Origin of the sequence: Mycolicibacterium sichuanense, assembly GCF_033741125.1 — a bacterium.
Lineage (GTDB): Bacteria > Actinomycetota > Actinomycetes > Mycobacteriales > Mycobacteriaceae > Mycobacterium.
Genome location: NZ_JAWQPU010000002.1, coordinates 334,890 through 357,829 on the forward strand (window position 1 = coordinate 334,890; position 22,940 = coordinate 357,829).

A 22,940-nucleotide genomic window follows, 5' to 3' on the forward strand; every position below is an offset into this window, starting at 1 on the left:
CCTAGACGCGTTCCAGGTAGAAGTACAGGTGCCGCGGAGAGCCCGAGCGGGTGTCCAGCGCGCCCTTGCCGTTCATGATGCCCATGACGGTGTTGTCGTCGACCCGCTTGAAGTGGTCGTGCACGGGCCTGCCGTCATAGACCATCGACGCCGTCACCTCGCCGCGGAACTCCTCGAGCCAGAGGCTGGCCTCGCCCTTCATCGCCTCGGTGTTGGAGAACTTGTTGCCGTCGGCGTCCAGGCAGACCAGCGGCTTGGCGTCGGAGGCCGAGTTGAAGGTCTTGCCGAACCAATTGAGCCGTTCCATGAACCCGTTCGCCTGGTGGCCGGTATGGAACTCGCCGCCCTTCCACTCGCCGATCATGAAGTCGATGGTGGCGGGTTGCAGGGTGTCCCAGAACGCGTCGAGTTCGTCGTCGGGGATCTCCCCGGTGCGTTCGGTGAAGGCACTGAACGTCTTTCGGGCCGTATTCACTTCACTCCTGTTCGGTGCCGGTGCTGATCCAGCGGGTGGCGAACTCCAGGAACGCATCGTTCTCGTGGGGTGCGGCAACGGTGACGCGGACGCCATCCCGACCATAGGGCCGCACCAGCAGCCGGGCGTCGGCGGCCGCGTTGACGAACTCGTGGTTGCGTTCACCCAGCGGCAGCCAGACGAAGTTCGCCTGCGACGGCGGCACCGTGAAGCCGGCCTCGCGCAGCGTCGCGGTCACCCGGGCGCGCTCGGCCACCACGGCGTCGGTGCGAGCCAACAACTCGTCGGAGGCGTCGATGGAGGCGATGGCGGCGGCTTGGGAGATGCTCGTCGCGGTGAACGGCACGTAGACCTTGCCGAGCGCGGTGATGACGTCCGGATCGCCGACCGCGTAGCCGATGCGCAGCCCGGCCAGGCCGTACGCCTTGGAGAACGTCCGCAGCACGACGACGTTGCGGTGCGCGCGGACCAGCCCGAAGCTGTCCGGCAGCATCCCGTCGCGGATGTACTCGACGTAGGCCTCGTCGAGCACGATCAGGATGTCGCTGGGCACCGCGGCCACGAAGCGCGCCAACGCGTCCGGGTCCACGACGGTCGACGTCGGGTTGTTCGGATTGCAGATGAAGATCAGCCGGGTGCGATCGGTGATGGCGGCCAGCATCGCGTCGAGGTCGAACGCATAGTCCTTCAGCGCCACCTGCACGGACGTCGCGCCGGCCGTGCGGACCTGCAGGGGATAGATCTCGAAGCTGCGCCAGCCGAACATCACCTCGTCGCCGACGGAGGCGGTGATCTGGATGAGCTGCTGGCACAGGCTCACCGAACCGCTGCCCACCGAGATGTGCTCGGGGGCGAACGCGCCGTCGTCGAGATGCTTGGCCAGGCGCTCCTTGAGCTCGACGTAGCCGTTGTCGGGATAGCGGTTGATGCCTTCGGCGGCCTTGGCGATCGCCGCGCGCACGCTGGGTAGCGGACCGTCGACGGTCTCGTTGCTGGCGATCTTGATGGCGCCGGGAACCGTCTTGCCCGGCGTGTACGCCGGAAGGTCGGCCAACTCGGGGCGCAGGCGGGCTGTCACGGGACCAGTCTAGGGGTGCCCGAGATGCCGCTTTGCCTTCCGCCGGGCTCGCTGTGTACGCTTCCTCCTCGGCGGTTCTGGGGATCCAACGCGAGTCCGGTACCCTTTGGAGCGGTCAGGAGGCGTGCCAGAGCGGCCGAATGGGACTCACTGCTAATGAGTTGTCCGCCTTAAAGCGGACCGGAGGTTCAAATCCTCTCGCCTCCGCCACGGCTGGTTCGCCAGCCGTACAACTGAATGACAGGCGCCCGTAGCTCAACGGATAGAGCATCTGACTACGGATCAGAAGGTTAGGGGTTCGAATCCCTTCGGGCGCACTCTAGTTTCGCTTCGCCGGCATGCCCGTCGCTCGACGCGGCAACCGGCTCGACCACTTCGCTCTTGCCCCTTCCTCGGCTGGCACGACGCCGTCATTGCAGCCCCTGCGGACTCGGCTCGGAGGAATCGCTGCGGCCGTCGTACGTGAGCTGTATAACTTAGCTCGCAACAATTGACGAAGGGGTCAGGCATGGCGAGTGGCAGGGCAGCCGGCCGGGGTGTACATCGCGCTCGTCGTTCCGAGGACTTCGGCGTCCGGCGGTGGTTGCAGCTCGGTGCGGCCTCGGCGGGGATGAGCGCCGCGCTGTTCGGGGCGTCGCTGGCGGCCCCGCTCGTGGGCATCGCCCTCGCCGACGATTCCGGCTCGTCCGCGGCCGGTTCCGCGGGCTCGACGAGTCCGGCCTCGGGCGAATCGTCTGCCGCTGCATCGTCTTCGCCGGCCACGGCCAGGAGCGAAGCCGCCAGCGAGACGGCCCCGGTCTCGTCGTCGACGAGTTCCACCACGTCGGCGAGTGCGCCGTCGTCCTCCCCGTCGTCTTCTTCGTCGTCATCGACCACCAAGAGTGAGGCCACCGACGAGAAGACGACCGTCTCGGCCCAGACCAACACCGGTTCGAGTGGGCACGCGTCGGCGGAGTCGTCGGCCACCGAGGCGGCGGCCTCCACCGCTTCGGCTCCTTCGACGTCGACTTCGGCGGCGACGTCGACGGCGGAGTCGTTGCGCTCGACGTCGGAGTCCAAGGCCGCTGCCAGCAGCACCACGACTGCATCCCCGGCCATCTCGACGGCCGAACCCGTTGCCGCGGCGGCAGTTTCGACACCCGCCGCGACACCCGCCGCGACGCCCGCCGTGACATCCACCGCGACGCCCGCGACCCCGTGGTCCCTGCAGATGGTGGCCTCGACCAACCCCTACGAACAGGCGCTGTCCTACCACCTTGGCGGCGCCTTCATCGCGCTACAGGCGCTGATCGCACAGTTGCCGCTGGCCGATCCGCTCAAGGACATGCTCGTCGGCACCGCCATCACGGCACGCCGCACCCTGCTCAACCAGGCCCCGACGGTGGCCCCGCTGACGCTCACCGGATCGTCCGACGTCCCGGTGAGCGGGCAGGTCAACGCCGTCGACGCCGAGGGCGACCCCATCTCCTACCGGCTGGTGCAGGGACCCACGGCGGGCAACCTGACGCTCAACGCCGACGGCTCCTTCACCTACACCCCTGGGCAGGGATTCGACGGCGTCGACTCGTTCGTGGTGGCGGCTCAAGACCTGGGCCTGCACGTCAACCTGCTCGACCCGTTCCGCAGTTCGGGCACCTCCGCCGGGGCGCTGTTCAACGAGGGTGCGATCAAGTTCGCGTTCAACTACACCACCGGTGCCAACTACTGGTCGGCCGACGCCAAGAGCGCTCTCGAATCGTCCGCGCTGCAGTTGGCCGCATACTTCCTGGTCACCAAGCCGGTCACCCTGGACTACGACGTCACGGCGCAGAACGATCCGGCGCTCAACACGCTCGCCACGGCAGGCAGCGATCTGATCAGTGGCGCTCCTGGCTTCTGGCGGACGGTGGCGCAGAACAAGCTCCTCAGTGGTGTCGACTCCAACGGGGCCGCGGCCGACGGCACGATCGACTGGAACTTCGGCGAACCGTGGAGTTACGGCGATGCAGTGGCGGGCAACCAGTACGACTTCGTCTCGACGGCGATGCACGAACTGATGCATTCCTTCGGTTTCCTGTCCTACGTAGGCCCGCCGGGGTCGAACACCAACCTGGCGTGGACACTTTTCGCCAGCTACGTCACGACTTCCACCGGCACGCGGGTGATCAACTCGAGCGGCTTCTGGAACACCGCGTACGACCCGAACCTGACGGGAGCCGGCGGTGGCCTGTACTTCGACGGCACCAACGCAGCGGCCGCCTATGGCGGGCCCGTGCCGCTCTTCACGCCGAACCCGTGGCAGGAGGGAAGTTCGGCGACTCACCTGGACGACGCCACCTTCACCGGGTCGAACGAGAAGTTGATGAACGCCATTAGCAATCTTGGCCTTGGGGTGCGGGTCCTCAGCCCGGTGGAGCGGGGCATCATGCAGGACCTCGGGTACACCGTCGTGGTTCCCAGCGTGGTCGTCTAGGCCCACATCGGAACTGACGGGGAACCCGCGCCTGCGAGGATGACGCCATGACACCTCCAGTGATCCAGCGGTGGCACCACTTCATCGAGGGCGGTCACGACGCTCGAGAACTCGACGCGCTGCTCGCCGACGACTGTGTCTTTCATTCGCCTGCGGTCTTCAGAGCGCAGGAGGGCCGGGCGAAGTCCACGGCTTACCTGAGCGCGGCGGCGAAGTTGTTCGGCGGCACCGACTTTCACTACGTCCAGGAGTGGTACGGCGATGGTTCGGCGATCCTCGAGTTCGCCGCGACGATCGACGGGATCTACGTCAACGGCATCGACATGATCCACTGGAACGCCGACGAACGGATCACGTCGTTCAAGGTCATGATTCGTCCCTTCAAGGGACTGCAGGTGATCATGCCCAAGATGGCCGAACTGCTGCAGTCGACGTGACGCCGGCGACGGACCGCGGCGTGGTGACGTGCAGGCTGTCCTGGATCACCTGGGCCGAGACCGGCGGGCTGAAGTGGTTGCCCTGTGCCAGGTCGCAACCGTAGCCGGTCAACAATTCGGCCGTGGCGGCGTTCTCGACGCCCTCGGCAACGCTGGTCAGGCCGAACTTGGCGGCCAGCTCGACCACGCTGCGGACGATGGTCGCGGCGCGCTCGTCGGACAGGACCGGTGCGATGAATCCGCGGTCGAGCTTCAGCTCGTCGATGGGCAGCTCGTGCAGGTAGGTCATCCCCGCATAGCCGCTGCCAAAGTCGTCGATGGCCACCCGGACACCGGACTCCCGCAGCCGATCCAGGATGGTGCGGGCCCGAACGAGGCTGGCCAGCAACAAGTCTTCGGTGATCTCTACGGTCAGCAGCGCCGGGGACAGCCCGTGGCGTGCCAGCACGGACAGCACGCGAGCGGGCAGCTCGTCGTCGTTCAGTGAAGGCGCCGACAGGTTGATGGCGACGGACAGCTGGTGACCGGCGCGCTGCCAACCGGCCGCGTCCTCGACGGCGCGTTCGAGCACGAAGTCGGTGACGTCCTCCATCAGGCCGTTCTCCCTAACCAGCGGCAGGAAGTCGGCGGGTTCGAGCAGCCCGAGTTCGGGGTGGGGCCAGCGAATCAGTGCCTCGACGCCGACGGTGTCACCCGTGCTCAGGTCGAGCTTCGGTTGGTAGACCAGGTCCAGCTGCCGGTCGGCGATCGCCTGCCGCAGCTCGCCGAGGAACTGGATGCGCGAGACGCCGGCTCGGCGCCCCGTCTTGCGTTGCTGGCTGGGCAGATACATCTCGGTGGCGTCCCGGCGCATGTCGGGGGTGAAGCTGCGGGCTCCGGCGTGCGCGCGCTTGGCCGAGTACATCGCCAGGTCGGCCCAATTGAACAGCTCATCGGCCGAGATCGTCGCGTCCCCGACGGCGGTGGCCAGCCCGAGGCTGACCCGGGTGTACACGGTGTGACCGGCCACCGAGAAGGGTTCGTCGAAGGACCGGACCACGCGTTCGACGAGCTGCCGAGCGACCATCGGCGCGTCCTCGACGAGGATCGCGAACTCGTCGCCGCCGAGCCTGGCGACCGTGTCCCCGGGCCGCACCGCGGCCTGGATGCGCTCGCCGACGCTGCGCAACAACTCGTCGCCGACGGGGTGGCCCATGCTGTCGTTCACCAGCTTGAAGTCGTCCAGATCGGCCAGTAGCACGGCCACCGGAGCGCCGGTGCGGTCGCGCAGCTGCAGGGCGTGGGTCAGACGGTCGCCGAACAGTGCGCGGTTGGCCAACCCGGTCAGGGGGTCGCGCAGGGCCATGTCGGCGACGGTCAGCAGCAGGCGGCGGTTGTCGGTCAGCAGGACGAATTGGCGGAGGAACGCGGTGAGGATGAGCGCGAGCCCGGCGACGAACATCGCGAGATCGTCGGGATGGCGCCACATCGAGGCGGTACCGATGATCAGCGCGAACGGGACCGGTAGGTAGGGCAGCCACAGCGACCGCGCGGTCGGCACCCGCGGGGTCTGCGCCCGCGACTGCTTCACGCCGACGGCGAACAGGGCGGAGAATCCCAGCAGACACGCCCCGACCGACCAGCCCAGGATCGCGACGCCCGCGGGCCGTACGCCGTCGACGGCGACGTAGATCAAGGCCATGTCGGAGACGGCGATGAAGCCGAGCCCCAGGGCGCCCAGCGCGAACACGAGGCGCTGTCGGCCGCGCGACCGGAACAGATGCAGTACGCACATGGTGATCACCGCGATGTCCACGACCGGATAGGCGACGGCGAGTTCGACGGCGACGCCCTGCGGCCGCCCAGTGTTGACCAGGTCGCGAAGGACCAGGGCCCACGCGACGATGAACAGCGAACTCGCCGCGATCAATCCGTCCATCGCCGCGCGGAAGCTGAACCGGCCGTAGTCACTCGGTGGCCCCAGTGTGGCTGCCAGCCAGGCCCCGATCGGAAGCGCCAGGAACCCGACGTCGGCGATCGTGCCGGTGTGGGGTTCGTGGTGGCCGATGATCTCGAAGTAGGCCCAGTAGAGGTTCGCTAGGACCCAGCCGGCGGTACCGGCGGTCATGCACAGCCATGCGGCGCGCTTGCGGCCCCCGGAGCTGAACGCCGCCACGAGCGCGCACGTCATCGCGAAGACACTGGCTGCGGTTTCGCCTGCGTGCCTGATCACCATCGTCAGCCACGGGCCGCCCCACCCGAGGTGAAGCCAACTGGCAAATATGACGAGGATGATGGTGACCATTGCGATCGTCAAACTTAGTGATCTTGTCGTCATCAATCTCCCCAGGTTGAGGTAGATATCACCAGCTCGACGACCGCGCGTCAAGCCTGGTGATCAAGATCATTCGTTGGCTCGAGCGTAAATATCAGCAACGACCACGGTTTTTCGGTGGCCCGGCCACTAGCGTAGGGGAATGGAGTTGCTCCTGATTTCCGACACCCATCTGCCGAAACGGGCTCGCGACCTGCCGTCCGCGGTGTGGGAGCAGGTGGCCCGTGTCGACGTGGTGATCCACGCCGGAGACTGGGTGAGTGCGACGTTGCTGGACGAGTTGGAGGGCAGGGCGCACCGCCTGGTGGGTTGCTGGGGCAACAACGACGGTGCGGATTTGCGCCGGCGGCTGCCCGAACGCGCCGACGTGGAGCTAGAGGGAGTCCGATTCACCGTGGTGCACGAGACCGGCGCCTCCTCCGGGCGCGACGCGCGGATGGCCGCCGCCCACCCCGACACCGACGTGCTGGTCTTCGGTCACAGTCACATTCCGTGGGACACCACCGCCGAGACGGGTCTGCGCCTGCTGAACCCCGGTTCCCCTACCGATCGGCGGAGACAACCGCACTGCACGTACATGACCGCGAGCGTGGCCGGCGGGGTCCTGTCGGACGTCCGGTTGCACCGGATCTGAGGCGTCCCGTGATGTCACTGACGCTGGGGTGAATATCACGTCGAACCGGCACCGGAGCCGGCGTGCGAGTGGCAAGGTCGCTGGCATGGAGCAGAAGCCGCCCACCGCCGTCATCGCGTCGGCCAACACCGGGCACCTCGAGGGATTTCCGTTCGCCGACACCCGCGACTTCGAGGACGCCGACCGCGGCTTCGTCGCGGCGATGCACCCCTGCGTCGTGACCGCGTCCGACGGTCGCGTGGTGTGGGACAACGACGTCTACGGTTTCCTCGCCGGGGACGCGCCCGCGTCCGTGCATCCCAGCCTGTGGCGGCAGTCGACGCTGGCCGCCAAGCAGGGGCTCTACGAGGTGGTCGAGGGCATCTACCAGGTCCGCGGGCTGGACCTTTCCAACGTCAGCTTCATCGAGGGCGACACCGGCGTCATCGTCATCGACCCGCTGGTGTGCACCGAGACCGCTGCCGCTGCCCTGGCTCTTTATCGGTCCGAGCGCGGGGACCGTCCCGTCGTCGCGGTGATCTACACCCACAGTCACGTCGACCACTTCGGTGGCGTGCTCGGCGTGACCAGCCAGGCCGACGTCGACGCCGGCAAGGTGGTGGTGATCGCCCCGGAGGGCTTCATCGACCATGCGGTGCAGGAGAACGTCTATGCGGGCACCGCGATGGCACGGCGCGCGTCGTACATGTACGGCACGGTGCTGGCTCGCGGCCCCCAGGGGCAGGTCGGGTGCGGGCTCGGGCAGACGCCGTCGACCGGTGAGGTCGCCGTCATCGTGCCTACCCTCGACGTCACCACCACGGGCGAGACGCACGTCGTCGACGGTGTCGAGATCGAGTTCCAGATGGCCCCCGGCACCGAGGCGCCCGCCGAGATGCACTTCTACTTCCCGCGGTTCCGGGCGCTGTGCATGGCCGAGAACGCGACGCACAACCTGCACAACCTGTTGACGTTGCGGGGCGCGCTGGTGCGCGACCCGCACGGATGGTCGGGCTACCTCACCGAGGCGATCGAGAAGTTCGCCGACCGTACCGACGTGGTGTTCGCGTCCCACCACTGGCCGACCTGGGGTCGGGACCGCATCGTCGAATACCTGTCGCTGCAACGGGATCTGTACGCCTATCTGCACGACCAGACGCTGCGGCTGCTCAATCAGGGACATACCGGCATCGAGATCGCCGAGAACTTCCAGATGCCACCGGCGCTGCACGCGGCCTGGCACACCCACGGTTACTACGGATCCGTCAGCCACAACGTCAAGGCGGTCTACCAGCGCTACATGGGGTGGTTCGACGGCAACCCGGGCCGGTTGTGGCAGCATCCGCCGGAGGCGATCGCACCGCGCTACGTCGAGGCCATCGGCGGTATCGACCGCGTCGTCGAGGTCGCCCAGAAGGCCTTCGACCAAGGCGATTTCCGTTGGGCGGCAACATTGTTGGATCACGCAATCTTCACCGACGAGGACCATCCGGGTGCGCGCTCGCTGTACGCGGACACGCTGGAGCAACTGGCCTACGGTGCCGAGAACGCGACGTGGCGCAACTTCTTCCTCGCCGGTGCCACCGAACTGCGGGTCGGCAACTTCGGTACGCCCACCCAGGCGACGTCGATGTCGATGCTCTCGCAGCTGACCCCCGAGCAGATGTTCGACAGCTTCGCGATCAGCATCGACGGGCCGAGGGCGTGGGATCTCGACCTCGCCATCGACGTGACGTTCGCCGACGTCGCCACCAACTACCGGCTGGCGCTACGCAACGGCGTGCTGGTGTACCGCCGGGTGCCGGCCGACGCCGCGACCGCCACGGCGACGGTCACGTTGGCGAACAAGTTGCGGCTGTTGGCCTTTGCGGGAGGAGACACCACCTCCCCCGGGCTCGACGTCACTGGCGACGCCGGCGCGCTGACTGCGCTGCTCGGCGTGCTCGACAAGCCGAACCCCGACTTCGCCATCGTCACCCCCTAGGGCCGGACCCGCGCCATCTAGGGTGGGAGGCATGCAGCTCCTGTTGATCAGGCATGCGCTTCCCCTGCGTAGCGAGCCGGGCGAGGGTTCCGACCCCAATCTGTCCGAGGAGGGCATCGCCCAGGCGAAGCGACTTCCCGACGCGCTGAAGCGGTTTCCGGTCACACGGTTGGTCAGCAGCCCGCAGCGACGTGCGTTGCAGACGGCTCAACCGGTGGCCGACGCGTTGGGGATGACCATCGACGTCGACGAGCGACTGGCCGAATACGACTTCGGCCTCTCGCACTACACGCCCATCGAGGAGGCCTCCGAGGAGGACCTGAAGCGTCTGATGAGCGGGCACCTGCCCGGGGACGTGGACGAGACCGCGTTCATCGCGCGGGTGCGGGCGGGCATCGACGACGTGGTCGCGGCCGCCGGGCACGACGAGACCGTCGCGGTGTTCAGCCATGGCGGCGTCATCAATGCGATGGTGCACCAGATCATGGACACCAAACGGCTGCTGTGCGTGCAGGTCGACTACGCCGGCGTGACGCGCCTGCTGAAGTCCCGCACCGGCGGCCTTGGCGTGGCGTCGATCAACGGCACCGAGCACGTGTGGGATCTGCTGCCCCGGAATCAGCGCTATTGAGTGCTCGCCTGACGGCGCCCACCCGACCGGATGGTAGACAAGTCCGGTGACCACGGACGCTTCCCCACTGGCCGGACTCGACCTCGCCGCGCTGGACGCCCACCTGCGCTCGATCGGGGTTCCTCGCAGCGGTGACCTGCGTGGCGAACTGATCTCCGGTGGCCGCTCGAACCTGACGTTCCTGGTGTTCGACGACGCCTCCAAGTGGGTGCTGCGCCGCCCGCCGCTGCACGGTCTGACTCCGTCGGCCCATGACATGGCGCGCGAGTACAAGGTGGTGGCGGCGCTGGAGGACACCGAGGTGCCCGTTGCGCATCCGGTGACGATGCGCAACGACGACTCCGTGCTCGGGGCGCCGTTCCAGATGGTCGACTTCGTGCCGGGCCGGGTGGTGCGGTACACCGCGGAACTGACCGCACTCGGCGACCAGCGCACCATTCACGCCTGCGTCGATGCCTTGATCAAGGTGCTGGCCGACCTGCACGCGCTGGATCCCGAGGCCGTCGGGCTCGGCGACTTCGGCAAGCCGACGGGTTACCTCGAGCGCCAGGTCCGGCGCTGGGGCGGGCAGTGGGATCTGGTGCGCACCGAGGACGACCCGCGCGATGCCGACGTCCGCCGGTTGCACGCCGCACTCGGGGAGGCGCTGCCGCCGCAGAGCCGGACCTCGATCGTGCACGGGGACTATCGGATCGACAACACCATGCTCGACGCGGTGGACGCGACCAAGGTGCGCGCGGTGCTCGACTGGGAGATGTCGACGCTGGGTGACCCGCTCAGCGATGCCGCACTGATGTGTGTCTACCGGCATCCGATGTTCGACATGGTGCACGCCGACGCAGCGTGGGCGTCACCCCAGATTCCGTCGGCTGAGGAACTGGCGCAACGGTATTCGGTCGCGGCCGGTCAGTCGCTGGACCACTGGGAGTTCTACATGGCGCTGGCGTACTTCAAGTTGGCCATCATCGCGGCGGGCATTCAGTTCCGCGACCGGATGGGCGGTGCCACCGAATACGGCGACAAGGTGGGTCAGGCCGTTGCGCCGCTGGTGGCCGCTGGGCTGACGGAGCTGGGCCGGGCCTGACTCAGCGCAGCGCGGCCTTGTAGTTCTTCTTGGCAGCGCGGCGCAGTTGCACGATGCGGACGATGCCCGCCAGCGTCGTGACGAGCCCGCCGAGGACCGCGGCGGCCAGCAGAGCCACGCCCAGCGGAAGGCTCCACGACCAACCCAGGAAGTGGAACGTGCCCGGATCGGTGTTCTGGGCGATGAAGATGAGCAGCACGATCAGCACCAGGAAGCCGACGATCAGCGCGGACCACAGCGCGGCCGCCCTGGTGAAGTGGACGGCGTTCTCGGGCGGGGGCGCCTTGACGGTGCCGGTGTCGACCGCAGGTGCCTCGCCGGGAGTCGGCTCCAACGGGCCGCGCGCGCCCGGTTCGGCGGGGGAGAACTGTGGGTCGGTCGTCATGGCTCCTCCTTGCCCTCTCGTTGAATGAATCAAACCAGCGGTACCGGGTAAACACCAGTCCGTCGTCGGTTCAGCGCGAGCCAAAGTCGAGCGACATCTCAGCAAGCTCGTTACTGTCGCACAGGCAGGCGTCGCCGAAAGGACTCCGAAGTGAACCCCGCACGACGATCCAATCGCAGAGTCACCCTGGCCGTCCTGGCGGCGGTTCTCGCGCTGGTGACCGCCGCCTGCGGTAGCTCGAACCCGTTGGGAGGCGGGGAGGTCTCCGGTGACCTGAAGTCGATCGCGGTCGGCTCCGCGGACTTCACCGAGTCCAAGATCATCGCCGAGATCTACGCGCAAGCGTTGCAGGCCAACGGCTTCGACATCCGCCGCCAGTTCGGCATCGGCAGCCGCGAGACCTACATTCCGGCGGTCAAGGATCACTCCATCGACCTGATTCCCGAATACACGGGCAACCTGCTGCAATACTTCGACAAGAACACCAAGGCCACCGATCCGCAGGCGGTCGAGTTGGCGCTGTACCGCGCTCTGCCGGGCGACCTTTCGATCCTGACGCCCTCGCCGGCCAACGACCAGGACACCGTCGCGGTGACCAGGGCCACCGCGGAGAAGTGGAACCTCAAGACCATCGGCGATCTGGCCGCGCACTCCGCGGAGGTGAAATTCGGTGGGCCCTCGGAGTTCCAGACCCGTGCCGAGGGACTGCCTGGGCTCAAGGCCAAGTACGGCCTGGACGTCGCACCGGCCAACTTCGTCTCGATCAGCGACGGCGGCGGCCCCGCGACGGTGCGCGCTCTGGTCGACGGCACGGTCACCGCGGCCGACATCTTCAGTACCTCCCAGGCCATCCCGCAGAACGACCTGGTGGTTCTGGAGGATCCGAAGAACAACTTCCTGGCCGCCAACGTCGTGCCGTTGGTGTCGTCGCAGAAGATGTCGGATCAGCTCAAGACCGTGCTCGACGCGGTCTCGGCCAAGCTCACCACCCAGGCCCTGATCGAGATGAACACCGCCACCTCGGGCAACGGCGGCGTCGACCCCGACCAAGCAGCGCGCAAGTGGGTACAGGACAACGGGTTCGACAAGCCGGTGTCCGGATGAGCGCTTGCGCGAAGACCAGGGCTCACGGCTAGGACGGCACGGGAGAGACATGATCAACTTCGAATCCGTCACCAAGAAGTACCCCGACGGAACGGTCGCCGTCGACGATCTCGACCTCGAGGTGCCCGACGGCACGCTGGCCGTCTTCGTCGGTCCGTCGGGCTGCGGCAAGACCACCTCCATGCGGATGATCAACCGGATGATCGAGCCCACCTCGGGCGTGCTCACCGTGGACGGCAAGGACGTCACCAAGGTCGACCCGGTCAAACTGCGCCTCGGCATCGGCTACGTCATCCAGAGCGCTGGTTTGATGCCGCACCTTCGCGTCGTCGACAACGTCGCAACGGTGCCCGTACTCAAGGGGGAATCGCGCCGCGCCGCGCGCAAGGCAGCGCTGGGGGTGATGGAGCGCGTCGGCCTGGATCCCAAGCTGGCCGACCGGTATCCCGCGCAGCTCTCCGGTGGCCAGCAACAGCGTGTCGGAGTGGCTCGAGCCTTGGCCGCCGACCCGCCGATCCTGCTGATGGACGAGCCGTTCAGCGCCGTCGACCCGGTGGTTCGTGAGGAGCTGCAGGTCGAGATCCTGCGTCTGCAAAGCGAATTGCGCAAGACCATCGTCTTCGTCACGCACGACATCGACGAGGCGCTCAAGCTCGGTGAGAAGGTTGCGGTGTTCGGCCGCGGCGGGGTCCTTCAGCAGTACGACGCCCCGCGGAGGTTGTTGTCCAACCCCGCCAACGACTTCGTGGCCGGGTTCATCGGCGCCGACCGCGGCTACCGCGGACTGCAGTTCTCCTCGGGAACGGGGTTGCCCCTGCACGACATTCGACACGTCGGGGAGGAGGGCATCGACGCGCTGCAGCTCGCACCGGGGGACTGGGTGCTGGTGACCAAACCCGATGGTTCGCCCTACTCCTGGATCGACGCCGACGGCGTCGAGCTGCACCGGCAGGGAAAGTCGTTGTACGACAGCACGACTGCGGGTGGCTCGCTGTACTTGCCCGGCGGCACGCTGCGGTTGGCCCTCGATGCGGCGCTGTCGTCGCCGGCGGGACTCGGCGTCGCCGTCGACGCCGACAAGCAGGTGATCGGTGGCATCAAGGCCGACGACGTGCTGGCCGCGCTCGAGGCGCAGCGGAGGGCCTGAGCCGTGCGCTACCTCTTCACCCACCTCGGCGACGCCTGGGATCTGACGCTGATCCACCTGTGGCTGTCCTTGGTGCCGCTGGTGCTCGGCCTGCTGATCGCGGTCCCGCTCGGGGCGCTGGTGCAACGCACCTCGGTGCTGCGGCGGTTCACCACCGTGGTGGCGAGCATCGTGTTCACCATCCCGTCGCTGGCGCTGTTCGTCGTGCTTCCGTTGATCATTCCCACCCGAATCCTGGACCAGGCCAACGTCATCGTCGCCCTGACGCTGTACACGGTGGCCCTGCTGGTGCGGGCCGTACCGGAGGCGCTGGACGCCGTACCTGCCACCGTGCTCGACGCCGCCACCGCCGTCGGCTACAAGCCGCTCACGCGGATCATCAAAGTCGAGCTGCCCCTGGCGATTCCAGTGCTGATCGCCAGCCTGCGGGTGGTCGCGGTCACCAACATCTCGATGGTGTCGGTCGGCTCGGTGATCGGCATCGGCGGCCTCGGCACGTGGTTCACCGAGGGGTACCAGGCCGACAAGAGCGACCAGATCATCGCGGGCATCATCGCGATCTTCGTGCTGGCGATCGTCGTCGACACGCTGATCATGTTCCTCGGCAAGTTCGCGACCCCGTGGGTGAGAGCCGGCCGCCGGGTGAAGGCGGGTGCGCGATGAACTTCCTGCACCAGGCGCTGTCCTACATCTTCACCGCGGCCAACTGGTGGGGCCCCGCGGGGTTGGCCACCCGCATCCTCGAGCACCTGCAGTACACCGCCGTCGCCGTGGTGTTCTCCGCACTCATCGCCATTCCGATCGGCATGCTCATCGGGCACACCGGCCGAGGCACGTTCCTGGTCGTCGGTGGCGTGAACGCGCTGCGGGCCCTGCCGACGCTGGGCGTGCTGCTGCTCGGCGTGCTGCTGTGGGGTCTCGGTCTGGTGCCCCCGACGATCGCGTTGATGCTGCTGGGCATCCCGCCGCTGCTGGCGGGGACGTATTCGGGCATCGCCAACGTGGACCGCGCGGTGGTCGATGCCGCCAGGTCGATGGGCATGACGGAGTCGCGGGTGCTGCTGCGCGTGGAGGTGCCCAACGCGCTGCCCCTGATCCTCGGCGGCCTACGCACCGCGACGCTGCAGGTGGTGGCCACGGCCACCGTCGCCGCGTACGCCAGCCTCGGTGGCCTCGGCCGGTACCTCATCGACGGCATCAAGGTGCGCCAGTTCTACCTCGCGCTGGTGGGTGCCCTGGTGGTCACGGTGCTGGCGCTGCTCCTGGACGCGGTGCTTGCCTTCGCGGTGTGGCTGTCGGAGCCGGGCGCCGACCGGTTCCGGGGTGGTTTCGGCAAGATGCCGCAGCCGTTCCTTGGCGACGAGGTTGCGCTGGAGTCGGGTTCCACATCACGATCTGGTGGGCTTTCCCAAGGCGGCTACGAAGCCAAGGGGCCGTCGCCTACGGTAGGGGCATGAGTGAAGTAGACCGCTCTGAGCCTCAGGACCACTGGCCTGCCGTGTTGACATGGCGTGCGCACGACGTTTCGCGGATGGAGTCGGTCCGGGTACAGCTGTCGGGCAACCGCATCAAGGCCTACGGCCGGATCGTGGCCGCGGCGACCGAGGTACATCCGGCCTTCAGCGCGTCCTACGACCTGGTCACCGACGACACCGGCGCCACCAAGCGGCTGTCGCTGACCGTCACGTTGGCCGAGCGCGAGCGGCAACTCAACATCGCCCGCGACGAAGAGAACATGTGGCTGGTGCAGGACAAGCAGAACCAGGCCACCCGGGCGCCGCACGGTGGCGCGCTCGACGTCGACGTCATCTACAGCCCGTTCTTCAACGCGCTGCCGATCCGTCGCACCGGGCTGCATCTGCACGCGGAGTCGATCTCGCTGCCCGTGGTCTACGTGCGGCTGCCGGAGCTCACGGTCGAGACCGTGACCATCGACTACGAGGCCGACCGGTCCAGGCCCAAGGCCATCAAGCTGCACTCGCCGGTCGCCGACACCACCATCACCGTCGACGACGACGGATTCATCCTCGACTACCCCGGGTTGGCAGAGCGGATCTGAGGACCCCGCCGGCTCGCCCCGCCGCGGCGAGGTCGTGGCGCCAGTTCTCGTCGCCGATCGTCACCGTCAGGATCTGCGGCCGGTCGAACGCATCGTAGCGTACCCGGGCCGCGTGGCCGGACTCGACGAGTTCGGCGACCGATCCCGTCGTGGCCAAGCCGTCGCGGGCGTGGGTCAGCAGGGCGATCGCCTCGTCCAGCATGGAGCCCAGCGGCCCGGCGTTGGCTTCGCACATCGCGCGCACCAGGTCCGGCGCCGTGGCGGCGACCCGGGTGCCGTCCCGAAAGGATCCCGCGGCCAGCGAGAACGCCAGGGGGACGTCGGCGGCGGTGACGGCCAGGGTCTCGGCGACCAGGTGCGGCAGGTGGGAGATGGCCGCGGCCGCCGCGTCGTGTTCGTCGGAGCGGGCGGGTACGACGAAGCTGCCGCAGTCCAACGCCAGATGCATGACCTGGCTCCACACCTCGGGATCGACGTGGTCGTCGACGCTGATGACCCACGGGGCACCGGCGAACAGCTTGGCATCACCGGCGGTCCAGCCGGAGTGGGCGGTGCCGGTCATCGGGTGCCCGCCGACGAACCGATCGAGCAGGCCGTGATCCCGCACCGCCTGCAGGACCGCCCCCTTCACGCTCGTCACGTCGGTGAGCGGGCAGTTCGGTGCCGTCGCGCGCACCCGGCCGAGCAGGCCGGGAAGCGCGGGCATCGGGACTGCCAGGACGATCAGCGCGTCCGTCGCGGCGGCTCGTTCGAGCACCTCGGTCAGCTGGGTGCTGGCGTCGAAACCGTCGAAACGGGCAGCTTGGGTGCTGTCGACGGATCGGTTGTAGCCGAAGACCTCGTGACCGGCGGCCGTGGCAGCGCGCATCAGGGATCCACCGATCAAGCCGAGACCCAATACGCACAGCGGTGTCGACACGGTTCAAGGTTGACACACAGCCGATTGGCGCGTGCTCGTGACCGCTGGTCAAAGCGTGTGATCTGGGACTAGCGTGACTTTCATGGGAGCACAGCGAGCGCAGGCACGTAACCAGGCCGCAGACCTCCCGGACGGATTCGGTGTCGCGGTGGTGCGCGAGGACGGCAAGTGGCGATGCTCGGCGCTGCGCCGAAGCGCGCTGGGCAGCCTGGCCGCCGCTGAGACGGAGCTGCGGGAATTGCGCAGCGCCGGCGCGGTGTTCGGCCTTCTCGACGTCGACGACGAGTTCTTCGTGATCGTGCGGCCGGCGCCGGCAGGCACCCGGTTGTTCCTGTCGGATGCGACGGCCGCCGTCGACTACGACATCGCCAGGGAAGTGCTCGAGAAGCTGGATGCCGACGTCGATCCCGACGACCTCGAGGACGAGGACCCGTTCGAGGAGGGCGACCTCGGCGTGCTCTCCGACGTGGGGCTGTCCGAGCCCGTGCTCAGCATCATCCTGGCCGACGACGACTACGCCGACGAGCAGCTCTCCCGGATCGCGCAGGAGATGGGCTTCGGCGACGAGTTGGCGGCGTTCCTCGACAAACTCGACCGCTAAGCATTGACCGACGCCGACCTGATCCGCCTGGCGCTGGAGGCCGCCGCGGCCGCGGGGCCCGAGGACCTGCCGGTCGGCGCGGTGGTGATCGGTGCCGACGGTACCGAACTCGCCCGTGCGGCCAACGCCCGCGAGGAGCTGGGCGACCCGACCGCGCATGCCGAGATCCTGGCGCTGCGGGCGGCGGCGCGGGTGCTCGGCGACGGGTGGCGGCTGGAGGGCGCGACGCTTGCGGTCACCCTCGAGCCGTGCACGATGTGCGCCGGGGCGCTGGTGATGGCCCGCGTGGCGCGGGTGGTGTTCGGGGCATGGGAGCCCAAGACCGGTGCGGTGGGCTCGCTGTGGGACGTGGTCAGGGATCGGCGCCTCACCCACCGCCCGGAGGTGCGCGGCGGCGTCCTCGCGCAGGAGTGCGCGGCGCCGCTGGAGGCGTTCTTCGCCGACCGCCGCCGGTCGTGAATCCCCTGCGACTTTCGGGGTCGATTCTCGCACGGGTTTCACGACCGACGGTGATTAGGGGCTGCGGCGGGGAGCCGGTAAGCTGCCCGACGGTGGCGTGTCCGAGCGGCCTAAGGAGCACGCCTCGAAAGCGTGTGACGGGTAACCCCCGTCCGAGGGTTCAAATCCCTCCGCCACCGCCACGAACCGCCCCCCTGCTAGCGCAGGTCGGGGCGGTTTTCGCGGGTGCGCCCGAACGTCATCCGGCGCAGCAGCCCGTCGCGCAGGCCCACGGTGTGGAACAGCACTGCGCAGATGTGCGCGGTGAACGTCACGAACAACAGGTACGCCAGCACGGTGTGCGCGGTGCGCAGGACGGCGTACAGCGTGATGGCGTGCGGGGCGATCCCTGGCAGGTGTACCGGTCCCACCAGCGTGACCGGTGAGTCCGACGCCGAGATCATCGCCCAGCCGATCAGCGGCTGCACCACCAGCAGCGCGTACATCAGGCGTTCGGACCACGTCGCCGCCTTGCGCTCCAGCGGTCCCATCGTCGCTAGGAACGCGGGCGGGTGGTGCCTGAGCCGGTTGATCAGCCGCACGATCGCGAACACCAGGATCGCGGTGCCGAGCACGCGGTGGATGGCCAGCAGCAGCGGGTAGTAGGCCAGGGCGGCCACCATGGTGACGCCGAGGAAGAACTGCCCGATCACCATGATCGCCATCGACCAGTGCAACAGCCGGGACACCAGGGTGAACTTCGCCGGGGCGACGGCGGGGGCCTCAGTGCTCACGGTTCACCTGCTCGACGTCGACTTGGCTGGGGGACTTGGGTTCTCGGGCCCGTCGCTCGAACGACCTGGCGTAGACCGCCGAGCGGGCGGGCGGCAGCGGATCGTCGGACGGGCCGAGCCCGACGGGCAGCACCATGGGGTCGAAGTTGACGTCGCGGGCGTTGCCCGGCGCCTCGGTGAGCACGGTGTCGAGGGTGATGACGCCCGCCTGGATCGTGCGCCGTCCCGGTGGCCACGGCAGCGTGGCGTCGTGGGTGGGATCCCCCGGCTCGGCGACGGTCAGCACCAATCGCCAGCTGACCGGACCGCGCCGCACGCGCTCGATGAGCGCGTCGAACAGGTAGTCGTGCCCCTTGGCCCCCGCCGGGCCGGGCACAACCGGATCCACCGGAACGGCCGCCCAGCGCACCGGGACCGACGCTCCGTCGCCGTCGGTCGCGATGAAGGCGTTCAGGCCGTGGAACGTGCTGTCGGCGAATCCGGAGCTCGGCGGTGATGCCTTGATGATCTTCGTTGCCGCTACCGTCTCGGGGTGAGCGGCCTGGAACGCTGCCATCGCCGCCGGATCGGGTTGGCCCGTTGCGGGGTCGGGATGAGTTGCCAGCAACTGGTCGTAGAACCCCTGCGGCGTGCTGACGGGAAAGACGGGCAGGTTGATCATGGCGGTGCGCCACTGCTCGCCGTCGGGCAACTGGAACTGCACGCCGAGGCCGCGGACGGTGGCCGCCTGGTCGGCGACGTCGGGCACGCTGCCACCGAGTGAGAACCGGGCGACGACGGGAACCGAGCCCTGCCGGAAGACCGAGGCCTTCGACACCGCAAGCCCCGCGCCGGTACTGGTGAAGGTGCCGGTCGCGGCTAACCCCTTGGCGTGGTTGCGGCGAAATCCGGCATGGCGGCCGAATAGCCGCTCGAACCGGTCGGTGATCCGAGAGGAGGTCAACCTCTGCGAGCTCACCCAGCCCGATGCCTCGGCCACGCCGGCAACGCCGACCGCCACCACTGCAGTGGCGGCGGCCAGCCCGACGAGGGCGTCGCGTCGGTTGATTCGGGAATTCGGCATGGGCTGGGCTCCGTTCCGTCGTGTGATCAGAATGGCAGGTCCACCTGGCCGCCCGTCGTGTCGACCTCGTCGTGATTCGAAGTCTGCAGGCCGACCGGAATCTTGACCTGGGGGTTGGTGCCGAACGGCACCAGCGGGTTGGTGTCGGCGCCTGCCATCGGGGCGAGTGCGATCGCCGCACCCGTGATGGCCATCGCCAGTCCGGAGAGGATGCCCTTGGTGGGAGTGTTCTTCATGGTGGTCCTCCTGGTGGAAACGCCCGGTCCTGCCGGGATGACTCCACGGTGGTGGTCCGACACGACCATCACCCGGTGGCTTTCTGAAGATTCGTTAACGGTTCCCGGCGTGACGGTCGACGCGGTGCATCATGGAGCCATGACCGAATCCGGGGTGCCACGTCGTCGTGCCCTGGTGGTCGACGACGAGACCGCCCTGGCCGAGGTCGTCGGAAGCTATCTCGCGCGCGAAGGCTTCGAGGTGCACGTGGCTCGCGATGGGGCGCAGGCACTCTCGCAGATGAGAGAAGTCGATCCCGACGTGGTGGTGCTCGACGTGGGACTGCCCGGCATCGACGGTTTCGAGGTCTGCCGCCAACTGCGCCTCTTCTCCGACGCCTACGTCGTCATGCTGACGGCGCGCGACACCGAGGTCGACACGGTGGTGGGGCTGTCCGTCGGGGCCGACGACTACGTCACCAAGCCGTTCAGCCCGCGCGAGCTGGTCGCCAGGATCCAGGCGATGCTGCGACGCCCGCGCCGGGTGCCGCAGCATGCGGGCGAGCCCGGCGAGGCCGGCGCCGATCCGCGACGGATCGGGGAGCTCAGCATCGACGTCGACGGTCGCGAAGTGCACCTCGGTGACGCCGAGATCATGCTCACCCGAACCGAATTCGATCTTCTCGACGCGTTGTCTGCCCGGCCGGGCAAGGTGCTCGGACGGCGACAGCTGATCGACATCGTCTGGGGGCAGAACTGGGTCGGCAACGACAACATCGTCGACGTGCACGTCGGGCATCTGCGCCGCAAGCTCGGGGACGACCTGACCCAGCCGCGTTACGTCACCACGGTCCGCGGCGTCGGTTACCGGATGGGCAGGGGCTGATGGCATCACGAAGGGAGTTGGGGGACAGGATGTCTCGGTTCGGCATCCGGACGCGTCTGCTGGTGGCCAACGCGGTCGTCGTGCTGGCGAGCATCGCGACGGTGTCGCTGGTCGCCGCGCTCGTCGGGCCGCCGATGTTCCAGCGGCTGATGAACGCGGCGGTGCAGCCCGGCAGCCGCGGCGATCACCCCTACCAGCGGGCCTTCGAGAAGGCCACCGCGGTGTCGGTCGGCATCGCGCTGGCGGTCTCGGCGGTGGCCGCGTTGGCCCTGAGCTGGTACCTCAGCCGACGAATGTACCGGTCGACGACCGAACTCGCCGACGCGGCAACCTCACTCGCCGACGGGCACTACGACGTGCGGGTGAGCTCGGCCGGGCTGGGCCGGGAGTTCGACGAGATCGCCACCGCGTTCAACACGATGGCGCAGCGGCTCGGCCGCGTCGAGCACAGCCGACGCCAGATGCTCGCCGACCTGGCTCACGAAATCCGCACGCCCGTCGCGATTCTGGAGGCGTACCTGGAGGCTCTGGAGGACGGGGTGAAGGCGTTGGACGCCGACGCGATCGGCGTGCTGCGCGATCAGTCCCGCCGGTTGACTCGGTTCAGCATCGACGTGGCTCGGTTGTCCGACGCCGAACACCACCCCGGCACCATCGATGCGAGCTGGCTGTCGCTGCCCGAGCTGGTCGGCACGGCAGTGAGCGCCGCCGAACCGCGCTACCGCGCCAAGGACGTGCGACTCACCGTGGCGGTGCCGGCGGATCTGCCGATGCTGCAGGCGGATTCGGTCCGGTTGGGGCAGGTGCTGAGCAACCTACTGGACAACGCGCTGCGGCACACCCCCGAGGGCGGCGCCGTCGTGGTCGGCGCCAGGGCCACCGAGGACGAGGTCGTCCTCGCGGTCTCCGACACCGGCGACGGCATCCCCGCCGAGCACCTCGGGCAGTTGTTCGACCGGTTCTACCGCGTCGACGCCGCGCGCGATCGCGAGCACGGGGGTGCCGGCATCGGGCTCGCGATCGCCAAGGCGCTCGTCGAGGGCCATGGCGGCACGATCGCCGCCGAGAGCGCCGGACCGGGAGCCGGAAGCACCTTCACGGTGTCGCTGCCGCGGCCCGCGCAGATGCTGGCCGAGGCGTCGAACCGGCGCTGACGCGCGTTCCGCGCCATGGGCGACTGCTACGGGTCGCGGGCCAGTTCCTCCCTGATCGCGGTGACGAAGCCGTCGACGTCGGCCTCCGTGGTGTCCCAGGAGCACATCCACCGCACCTCACCGGCGGCCCGGTTCCAGTCGTAGAAGCGCACGCGTTCGCGAATGCGATCGGCGGTGTCGTTGGGCAGCACCGCGAACACCGCGTTGGCCTCGGTGGGCTGGCTGAACGACAAGCCGCGCAGGGTGCCGTCGGCGATGCCCGCCTCCAGCGCGCCGCGCAACCGGGCCGCCATCGCGTTGGCGGTGCCGGCCGAGCGCAGGCCGAGCTCGTCGTCGAAGAGCGCGAGCAGCTGGGCGCTGGTGAAGCGCATCTTGCTGGCCAGCTGCATGCTCAGCTTGCGCAGGTAGCGCAGGCCCGTCACGCGTTGCGGGTCGATGACGACGATGGCCTCCGCGCCGAGCAGGCCGTTCTTGGTTCCGCCGAAGCTGAGCACGTCCACCCCCGCGGCCGTGGTGAATTCCCCGAGCGGCACCCCGAGCGCGGCGGCCGCGTTCCAGATGCGGGCACCGTCCATGTGCAGTGCCATGCCATTCCCGTGCGCGAAGTCGGCGATGGCGCGCACCTCGGCAGGTGTGTATAGCGTGCCGAGCTCGGTGGTCTGGGTGATGCTGACCGCCAGCGGCTGCGCGCGGTGTTCGTCACCCCAGCCCCAGGCCTCGGTGGCGATGAGCTCGGGGGTGAGCTTGCCGTCGGGGCTGGGCACCGTCAGGATCTTCAGTCCGCTGACCCGCTCGGGTGCGCCGCCCTCGTCGGTCTGGATGTGGGCGGTTCCGGTCGCGACGACGGCACCCCAGCGGGGCAGCGCAGCCGTCAGCGCCACCACGTTGGCGCCCGTGCCGTTGAACACCGGGAACGCCTCGGCCGCCGTGCCGAACTCGCGTCGCACCAGCTGGTTCAGCCGGTCGGTGTAGGCGTCGCCGCCGTAGGCGACCTGGTGGCCACCGTTGGCGGCGGCCAGCGCCTGCAGTACCTCGGGATGGACGCCGGCGTAGTTGTCGCTCGCGAAGCCGCGGTAGGTGGTGTCGTGGAGGGTCTCGACCATGCCG

Annotated in this window: 24 protein-coding genes and 3 tRNA genes; 18 read left to right on the top strand and 9 right to left on the bottom strand. The window is 68.4% G+C overall.

Features of this window, described 5'->3' with window-relative positions; translation table 11 throughout:
- Window position 1: 1 nt before the first annotated feature.
- The gene (locus tag SBI80_RS08430) at window positions 2-475 is read right to left on the bottom strand and encodes a DUF4334 domain-containing protein (RefSeq protein WP_318974017.1); all 474 of its coding nucleotides are present in this window, start codon (window positions 473-475) and stop codon (window positions 2-4) included.
- A 1-nt stretch (window position 476) separates the two neighbouring features.
- Window positions 477-1,553 (bottom strand): pyridoxal phosphate-dependent aminotransferase, encoded by a 1,077-nt coding sequence (locus tag SBI80_RS08435; RefSeq protein WP_318974018.1) that lies wholly within the window; start codon window positions 1,551-1,553, stop codon window positions 477-479.
- A gap of 118 nt (window positions 1,554-1,671) precedes the next feature.
- Here SBI80_RS08435 and SBI80_RS08440 point away from each other — a divergent pair.
- The 4 genes from SBI80_RS08440 to SBI80_RS08455 all read left to right on the top strand — a co-directional run bounded on the left by SBI80_RS08440 (window position 1,672) and on the right by SBI80_RS08455 (window position 4,442).
- A tRNA-Ser gene (locus tag SBI80_RS08440) sits at window positions 1,672-1,763 on the top strand.
- Window positions 1,764-1,797: 34 nt separating this feature from the next.
- A tRNA-Arg gene (locus SBI80_RS08445) sits at window positions 1,798-1,870 on the top strand.
- Between the two features lie 191 nt (window positions 1,871-2,061).
- On the top strand, window positions 2,062-4,005 hold the full coding sequence (locus SBI80_RS08450; RefSeq protein WP_318974019.1) for an Ig-like domain-containing protein: 1,944 nt from the start codon (window positions 2,062-2,064) through the stop codon (window positions 4,003-4,005).
- 47 nt (window positions 4,006-4,052) lie between these two features.
- A complete protein-coding gene (locus tag SBI80_RS08455) occupies window positions 4,053-4,442 on the top strand; it encodes a nuclear transport factor 2 family protein (protein WP_318974020.1) in 390 nt (129 codons plus the stop codon).
- On the opposite strand, the gene SBI80_RS08460 is transcribed toward SBI80_RS08455, so the two are convergent.
- The gene (locus tag SBI80_RS08460; protein WP_318974021.1) at window positions 4,405-6,612 is read right to left on the bottom strand and encodes a putative bifunctional diguanylate cyclase/phosphodiesterase; all 2,208 of its coding nucleotides are present in this window, start codon (window positions 6,610-6,612) and stop codon (window positions 4,405-4,407) included. The two genes, SBI80_RS08455 and SBI80_RS08460, sit on opposite strands and share 38 nt — an antisense overlap.
- Window positions 6,613-6,898: 286 nt before the next feature.
- On the opposite strand from SBI80_RS08460, the gene SBI80_RS08465 reads away from it, so the two are divergent.
- From SBI80_RS08465 to SBI80_RS08480, 4 genes are all read left to right on the top strand, one after another.
- A complete protein-coding gene (locus tag SBI80_RS08465) occupies window positions 6,899-7,390 on the top strand; it encodes a metallophosphoesterase family protein (RefSeq protein WP_318974022.1) in 492 nt (163 codons plus the stop codon).
- 85 nt (window positions 7,391-7,475) lie between these two features.
- A complete protein-coding gene (locus SBI80_RS08470; RefSeq protein WP_318974023.1) occupies window positions 7,476-9,353 on the top strand; it encodes an alkyl/aryl-sulfatase in 1,878 nt (625 codons plus the stop codon).
- 31 nt (window positions 9,354-9,384) lie between these two features.
- Window positions 9,385-9,984 carry a histidine phosphatase family protein gene (locus SBI80_RS08475; protein WP_318974024.1) on the top strand — a complete coding sequence of 200 codons (600 nt, stop codon included), beginning with the start codon at window positions 9,385-9,387 and terminating at the stop codon, window positions 9,982-9,984.
- A gap of 46 nt (window positions 9,985-10,030) precedes the next feature.
- Window positions 10,031-11,068, top strand: a complete 1,038-nt coding sequence (locus SBI80_RS08480) for a phosphotransferase family protein (RefSeq protein WP_318974025.1) — start codon at window positions 10,031-10,033, stop codon at window positions 11,066-11,068.
- Between the two features lies 1 nt (window position 11,069).
- Here SBI80_RS08480 and SBI80_RS08485 read toward each other — a convergent pair whose 3' ends face one another.
- Entirely contained in the window at window positions 11,070-11,453 is a 384-nt protein-coding gene (locus SBI80_RS08485) for a LapA family protein (RefSeq protein WP_318974026.1), read from the bottom strand.
- A gap of 186 nt (window positions 11,454-11,639) precedes the next feature.
- Between SBI80_RS08485 and SBI80_RS08490 the strand changes: the two genes are divergently transcribed.
- The 5 genes from SBI80_RS08490 to SBI80_RS08510 are packed head-to-tail and all read left to right on the top strand — an operon-like array spanning window position 11,640 to window position 15,763.
- Complete coding sequence (locus tag SBI80_RS08490; RefSeq protein ID WP_318974378.1) at window positions 11,640-12,557, top strand: ABC transporter substrate-binding protein; 918 nt, start codon at window positions 11,640-11,642, stop codon at window positions 12,555-12,557.
- A 49-nt stretch (window positions 12,558-12,606) separates the two neighbouring features.
- Complete coding sequence (locus tag SBI80_RS08495) at window positions 12,607-13,704, top strand: ABC transporter ATP-binding protein (protein WP_318974027.1); 1,098 nt, start codon at window positions 12,607-12,609, stop codon at window positions 13,702-13,704.
- Window positions 13,705-13,707: 3 nt separating this feature from the next.
- Complete coding sequence (locus tag SBI80_RS08500) at window positions 13,708-14,367, top strand: ABC transporter permease (RefSeq protein ID WP_318974028.1); 660 nt, start codon at window positions 13,708-13,710, stop codon at window positions 14,365-14,367.
- Window positions 14,364-15,161 carry an ABC transporter permease gene (locus SBI80_RS08505; RefSeq protein WP_318974029.1) on the top strand — a complete coding sequence of 266 codons (798 nt, stop codon included), beginning with the start codon at window positions 14,364-14,366 and terminating at the stop codon, window positions 15,159-15,161. The genes SBI80_RS08500 and SBI80_RS08505 overlap by 4 nt, the downstream gene beginning before the upstream one ends.
- Complete coding sequence (locus tag SBI80_RS08510; protein WP_318974030.1) at window positions 15,158-15,763, top strand: putative glycolipid-binding domain-containing protein; 606 nt, start codon at window positions 15,158-15,160, stop codon at window positions 15,761-15,763. The genes SBI80_RS08505 and SBI80_RS08510 overlap by 4 nt, the downstream gene beginning before the upstream one ends.
- Here the strand turns inward: SBI80_RS08510 and SBI80_RS08515 are convergent.
- A complete protein-coding gene (locus tag SBI80_RS08515; RefSeq protein WP_318974379.1) occupies window positions 15,726-16,670 on the bottom strand; it encodes a prephenate dehydrogenase in 945 nt (314 codons plus the stop codon). The two genes, SBI80_RS08510 and SBI80_RS08515, sit on opposite strands and share 38 nt — an antisense overlap.
- 94 nt (window positions 16,671-16,764) lie before the next feature.
- Between SBI80_RS08515 and SBI80_RS08520 the strand changes: the two genes are divergently transcribed.
- The 3 genes from SBI80_RS08520 (at window position 16,765) to SBI80_RS08530 (ending at window position 17,924) form a co-directional block, all read left to right on the top strand.
- Window positions 16,765-17,283, top strand: coding sequence for a tRNA adenosine deaminase-associated protein (locus SBI80_RS08520; RefSeq protein ID WP_318974031.1), 519 nt, complete (start codon window positions 16,765-16,767; stop codon window positions 17,281-17,283).
- 3 nt (window positions 17,284-17,286) lie between these two features.
- Window positions 17,287-17,742 (top strand): nucleoside deaminase, encoded by a 456-nt coding sequence (locus tag SBI80_RS08525; protein WP_318974032.1) that lies wholly within the window; start codon window positions 17,287-17,289, stop codon window positions 17,740-17,742.
- A gap of 91 nt (window positions 17,743-17,833) precedes the next feature.
- Window positions 17,834-17,924: transfer RNA gene (locus SBI80_RS08530), tRNA-Ser, on the top strand.
- Between the two features lie 15 nt (window positions 17,925-17,939).
- Here SBI80_RS08530 and SBI80_RS08535 read toward each other — a convergent pair.
- The 3 genes from SBI80_RS08535 to SBI80_RS08545 are packed head-to-tail and all read right to left on the bottom strand — an operon-like array spanning window position 17,940 to window position 19,814.
- Window positions 17,940-18,515, bottom strand: coding sequence for a cytochrome b (locus SBI80_RS08535; protein WP_318974033.1), 576 nt, complete (start codon window positions 18,513-18,515; stop codon window positions 17,940-17,942).
- The gene (locus SBI80_RS08540) at window positions 18,505-19,578 is read right to left on the bottom strand and encodes a catalase family peroxidase (protein ID WP_318974034.1); all 1,074 of its coding nucleotides are present in this window, start codon (window positions 19,576-19,578) and stop codon (window positions 18,505-18,507) included. Before SBI80_RS08540 ends, SBI80_RS08535 begins: the two co-directional genes overlap by 11 nt.
- A 26-nt stretch (window positions 19,579-19,604) precedes the next feature.
- Window positions 19,605-19,814 (bottom strand): hypothetical protein, encoded by a 210-nt coding sequence (locus SBI80_RS08545; protein WP_318974035.1) that lies wholly within the window; start codon window positions 19,812-19,814, stop codon window positions 19,605-19,607.
- A gap of 139 nt (window positions 19,815-19,953) precedes the next feature.
- On the opposite strand from SBI80_RS08545, the gene SBI80_RS08550 reads away from it, so the two are divergent.
- Window positions 19,954-20,679: a response regulator gene (locus tag SBI80_RS08550; RefSeq protein ID WP_318974036.1), complete on the top strand. Its 726-nt coding sequence runs from the start codon at window positions 19,954-19,956 to the stop codon at window positions 20,677-20,679.
- The gene (locus tag SBI80_RS08555; RefSeq protein ID WP_318974037.1) at window positions 20,679-21,833 is read left to right on the top strand and encodes a sensor histidine kinase; all 1,155 of its coding nucleotides are present in this window, start codon (window positions 20,679-20,681) and stop codon (window positions 21,831-21,833) included. The genes SBI80_RS08550 and SBI80_RS08555 overlap by 1 nt, the downstream gene beginning before the upstream one ends.
- Before the next feature lie 26 nt (window positions 21,834-21,859).
- On the opposite strand, the gene SBI80_RS08560 is transcribed toward SBI80_RS08555, so the two are convergent.
- Window positions 21,860-22,936, bottom strand: a complete 1,077-nt coding sequence (locus tag SBI80_RS08560; RefSeq protein WP_318974038.1) for a threonine aldolase family protein — start codon at window positions 22,934-22,936, stop codon at window positions 21,860-21,862.
- Window positions 22,937-22,940 lie beyond the last annotated feature (4 nt).

Bases quoted from the DNA above. Each gene is read 5' to 3' on its own strand.
- SBI80_RS08460 (WP_318974021.1), bottom strand. From the start codon at position 6,612: ATGACGTGCGCGCTCGTGGCGGCGTTCAGCTCCGGGGGCCGCAAGCGC.
- SBI80_RS08450 (WP_318974019.1), top strand. From the start codon at position 2,062: ATGGCGAGTGGCAGGGCAGCCGGCCGGGGTGTACATCGCGCTCGTCGT.
- SBI80_RS08510 (WP_318974030.1), top strand. From the start codon at position 15,158: ATGAGTGAAGTAGACCGCTCTGAGCCTCAGGACCACTGGCCTGCCGTG.
- SBI80_RS08560 (WP_318974038.1), bottom strand. From the start codon at position 22,936: ATGGTCGAGACCCTCCACGACACCACCTACCGCGGCTTCGCGAGCGAC.
- SBI80_RS08455 (WP_318974020.1), top strand. From the start codon at position 4,053: ATGACACCTCCAGTGATCCAGCGGTGGCACCACTTCATCGAGGGCGGT.
- SBI80_RS08485 (WP_318974026.1), bottom strand. From the start codon at position 11,453: ATGACGACCGACCCACAGTTCTCCCCCGCCGAACCGGGCGCGCGCGGC.
- SBI80_RS08505 (WP_318974029.1), top strand. From the start codon at position 14,364: ATGAACTTCCTGCACCAGGCGCTGTCCTACATCTTCACCGCGGCCAAC.
- SBI80_RS08470 (WP_318974023.1), top strand. From the start codon at position 7,476: ATGGAGCAGAAGCCGCCCACCGCCGTCATCGCGTCGGCCAACACCGGG.
- SBI80_RS08520 (WP_318974031.1), top strand. From the start codon at position 16,765: ATGGGAGCACAGCGAGCGCAGGCACGTAACCAGGCCGCAGACCTCCCG.
- SBI80_RS08465 (WP_318974022.1), top strand. From the start codon at position 6,899: ATGGAGTTGCTCCTGATTTCCGACACCCATCTGCCGAAACGGGCTCGC.
- SBI80_RS08550 (WP_318974036.1), top strand. From the start codon at position 19,954: ATGACCGAATCCGGGGTGCCACGTCGTCGTGCCCTGGTGGTCGACGAC.
- SBI80_RS08475 (WP_318974024.1), top strand. From the start codon at position 9,385: ATGCAGCTCCTGTTGATCAGGCATGCGCTTCCCCTGCGTAGCGAGCCG.
- SBI80_RS08545 (WP_318974035.1), bottom strand. From the start codon at position 19,814: ATGAAGAACACTCCCACCAAGGGCATCCTCTCCGGACTGGCGATGGCC.
- SBI80_RS08495 (WP_318974027.1), top strand. From the start codon at position 12,607: ATGATCAACTTCGAATCCGTCACCAAGAAGTACCCCGACGGAACGGTC.
- SBI80_RS08555 (WP_318974037.1), top strand. From the start codon at position 20,679: ATGGCATCACGAAGGGAGTTGGGGGACAGGATGTCTCGGTTCGGCATC.
- SBI80_RS08540 (WP_318974034.1), bottom strand. From the start codon at position 19,578: ATGCCGAATTCCCGAATCAACCGACGCGACGCCCTCGTCGGGCTGGCC.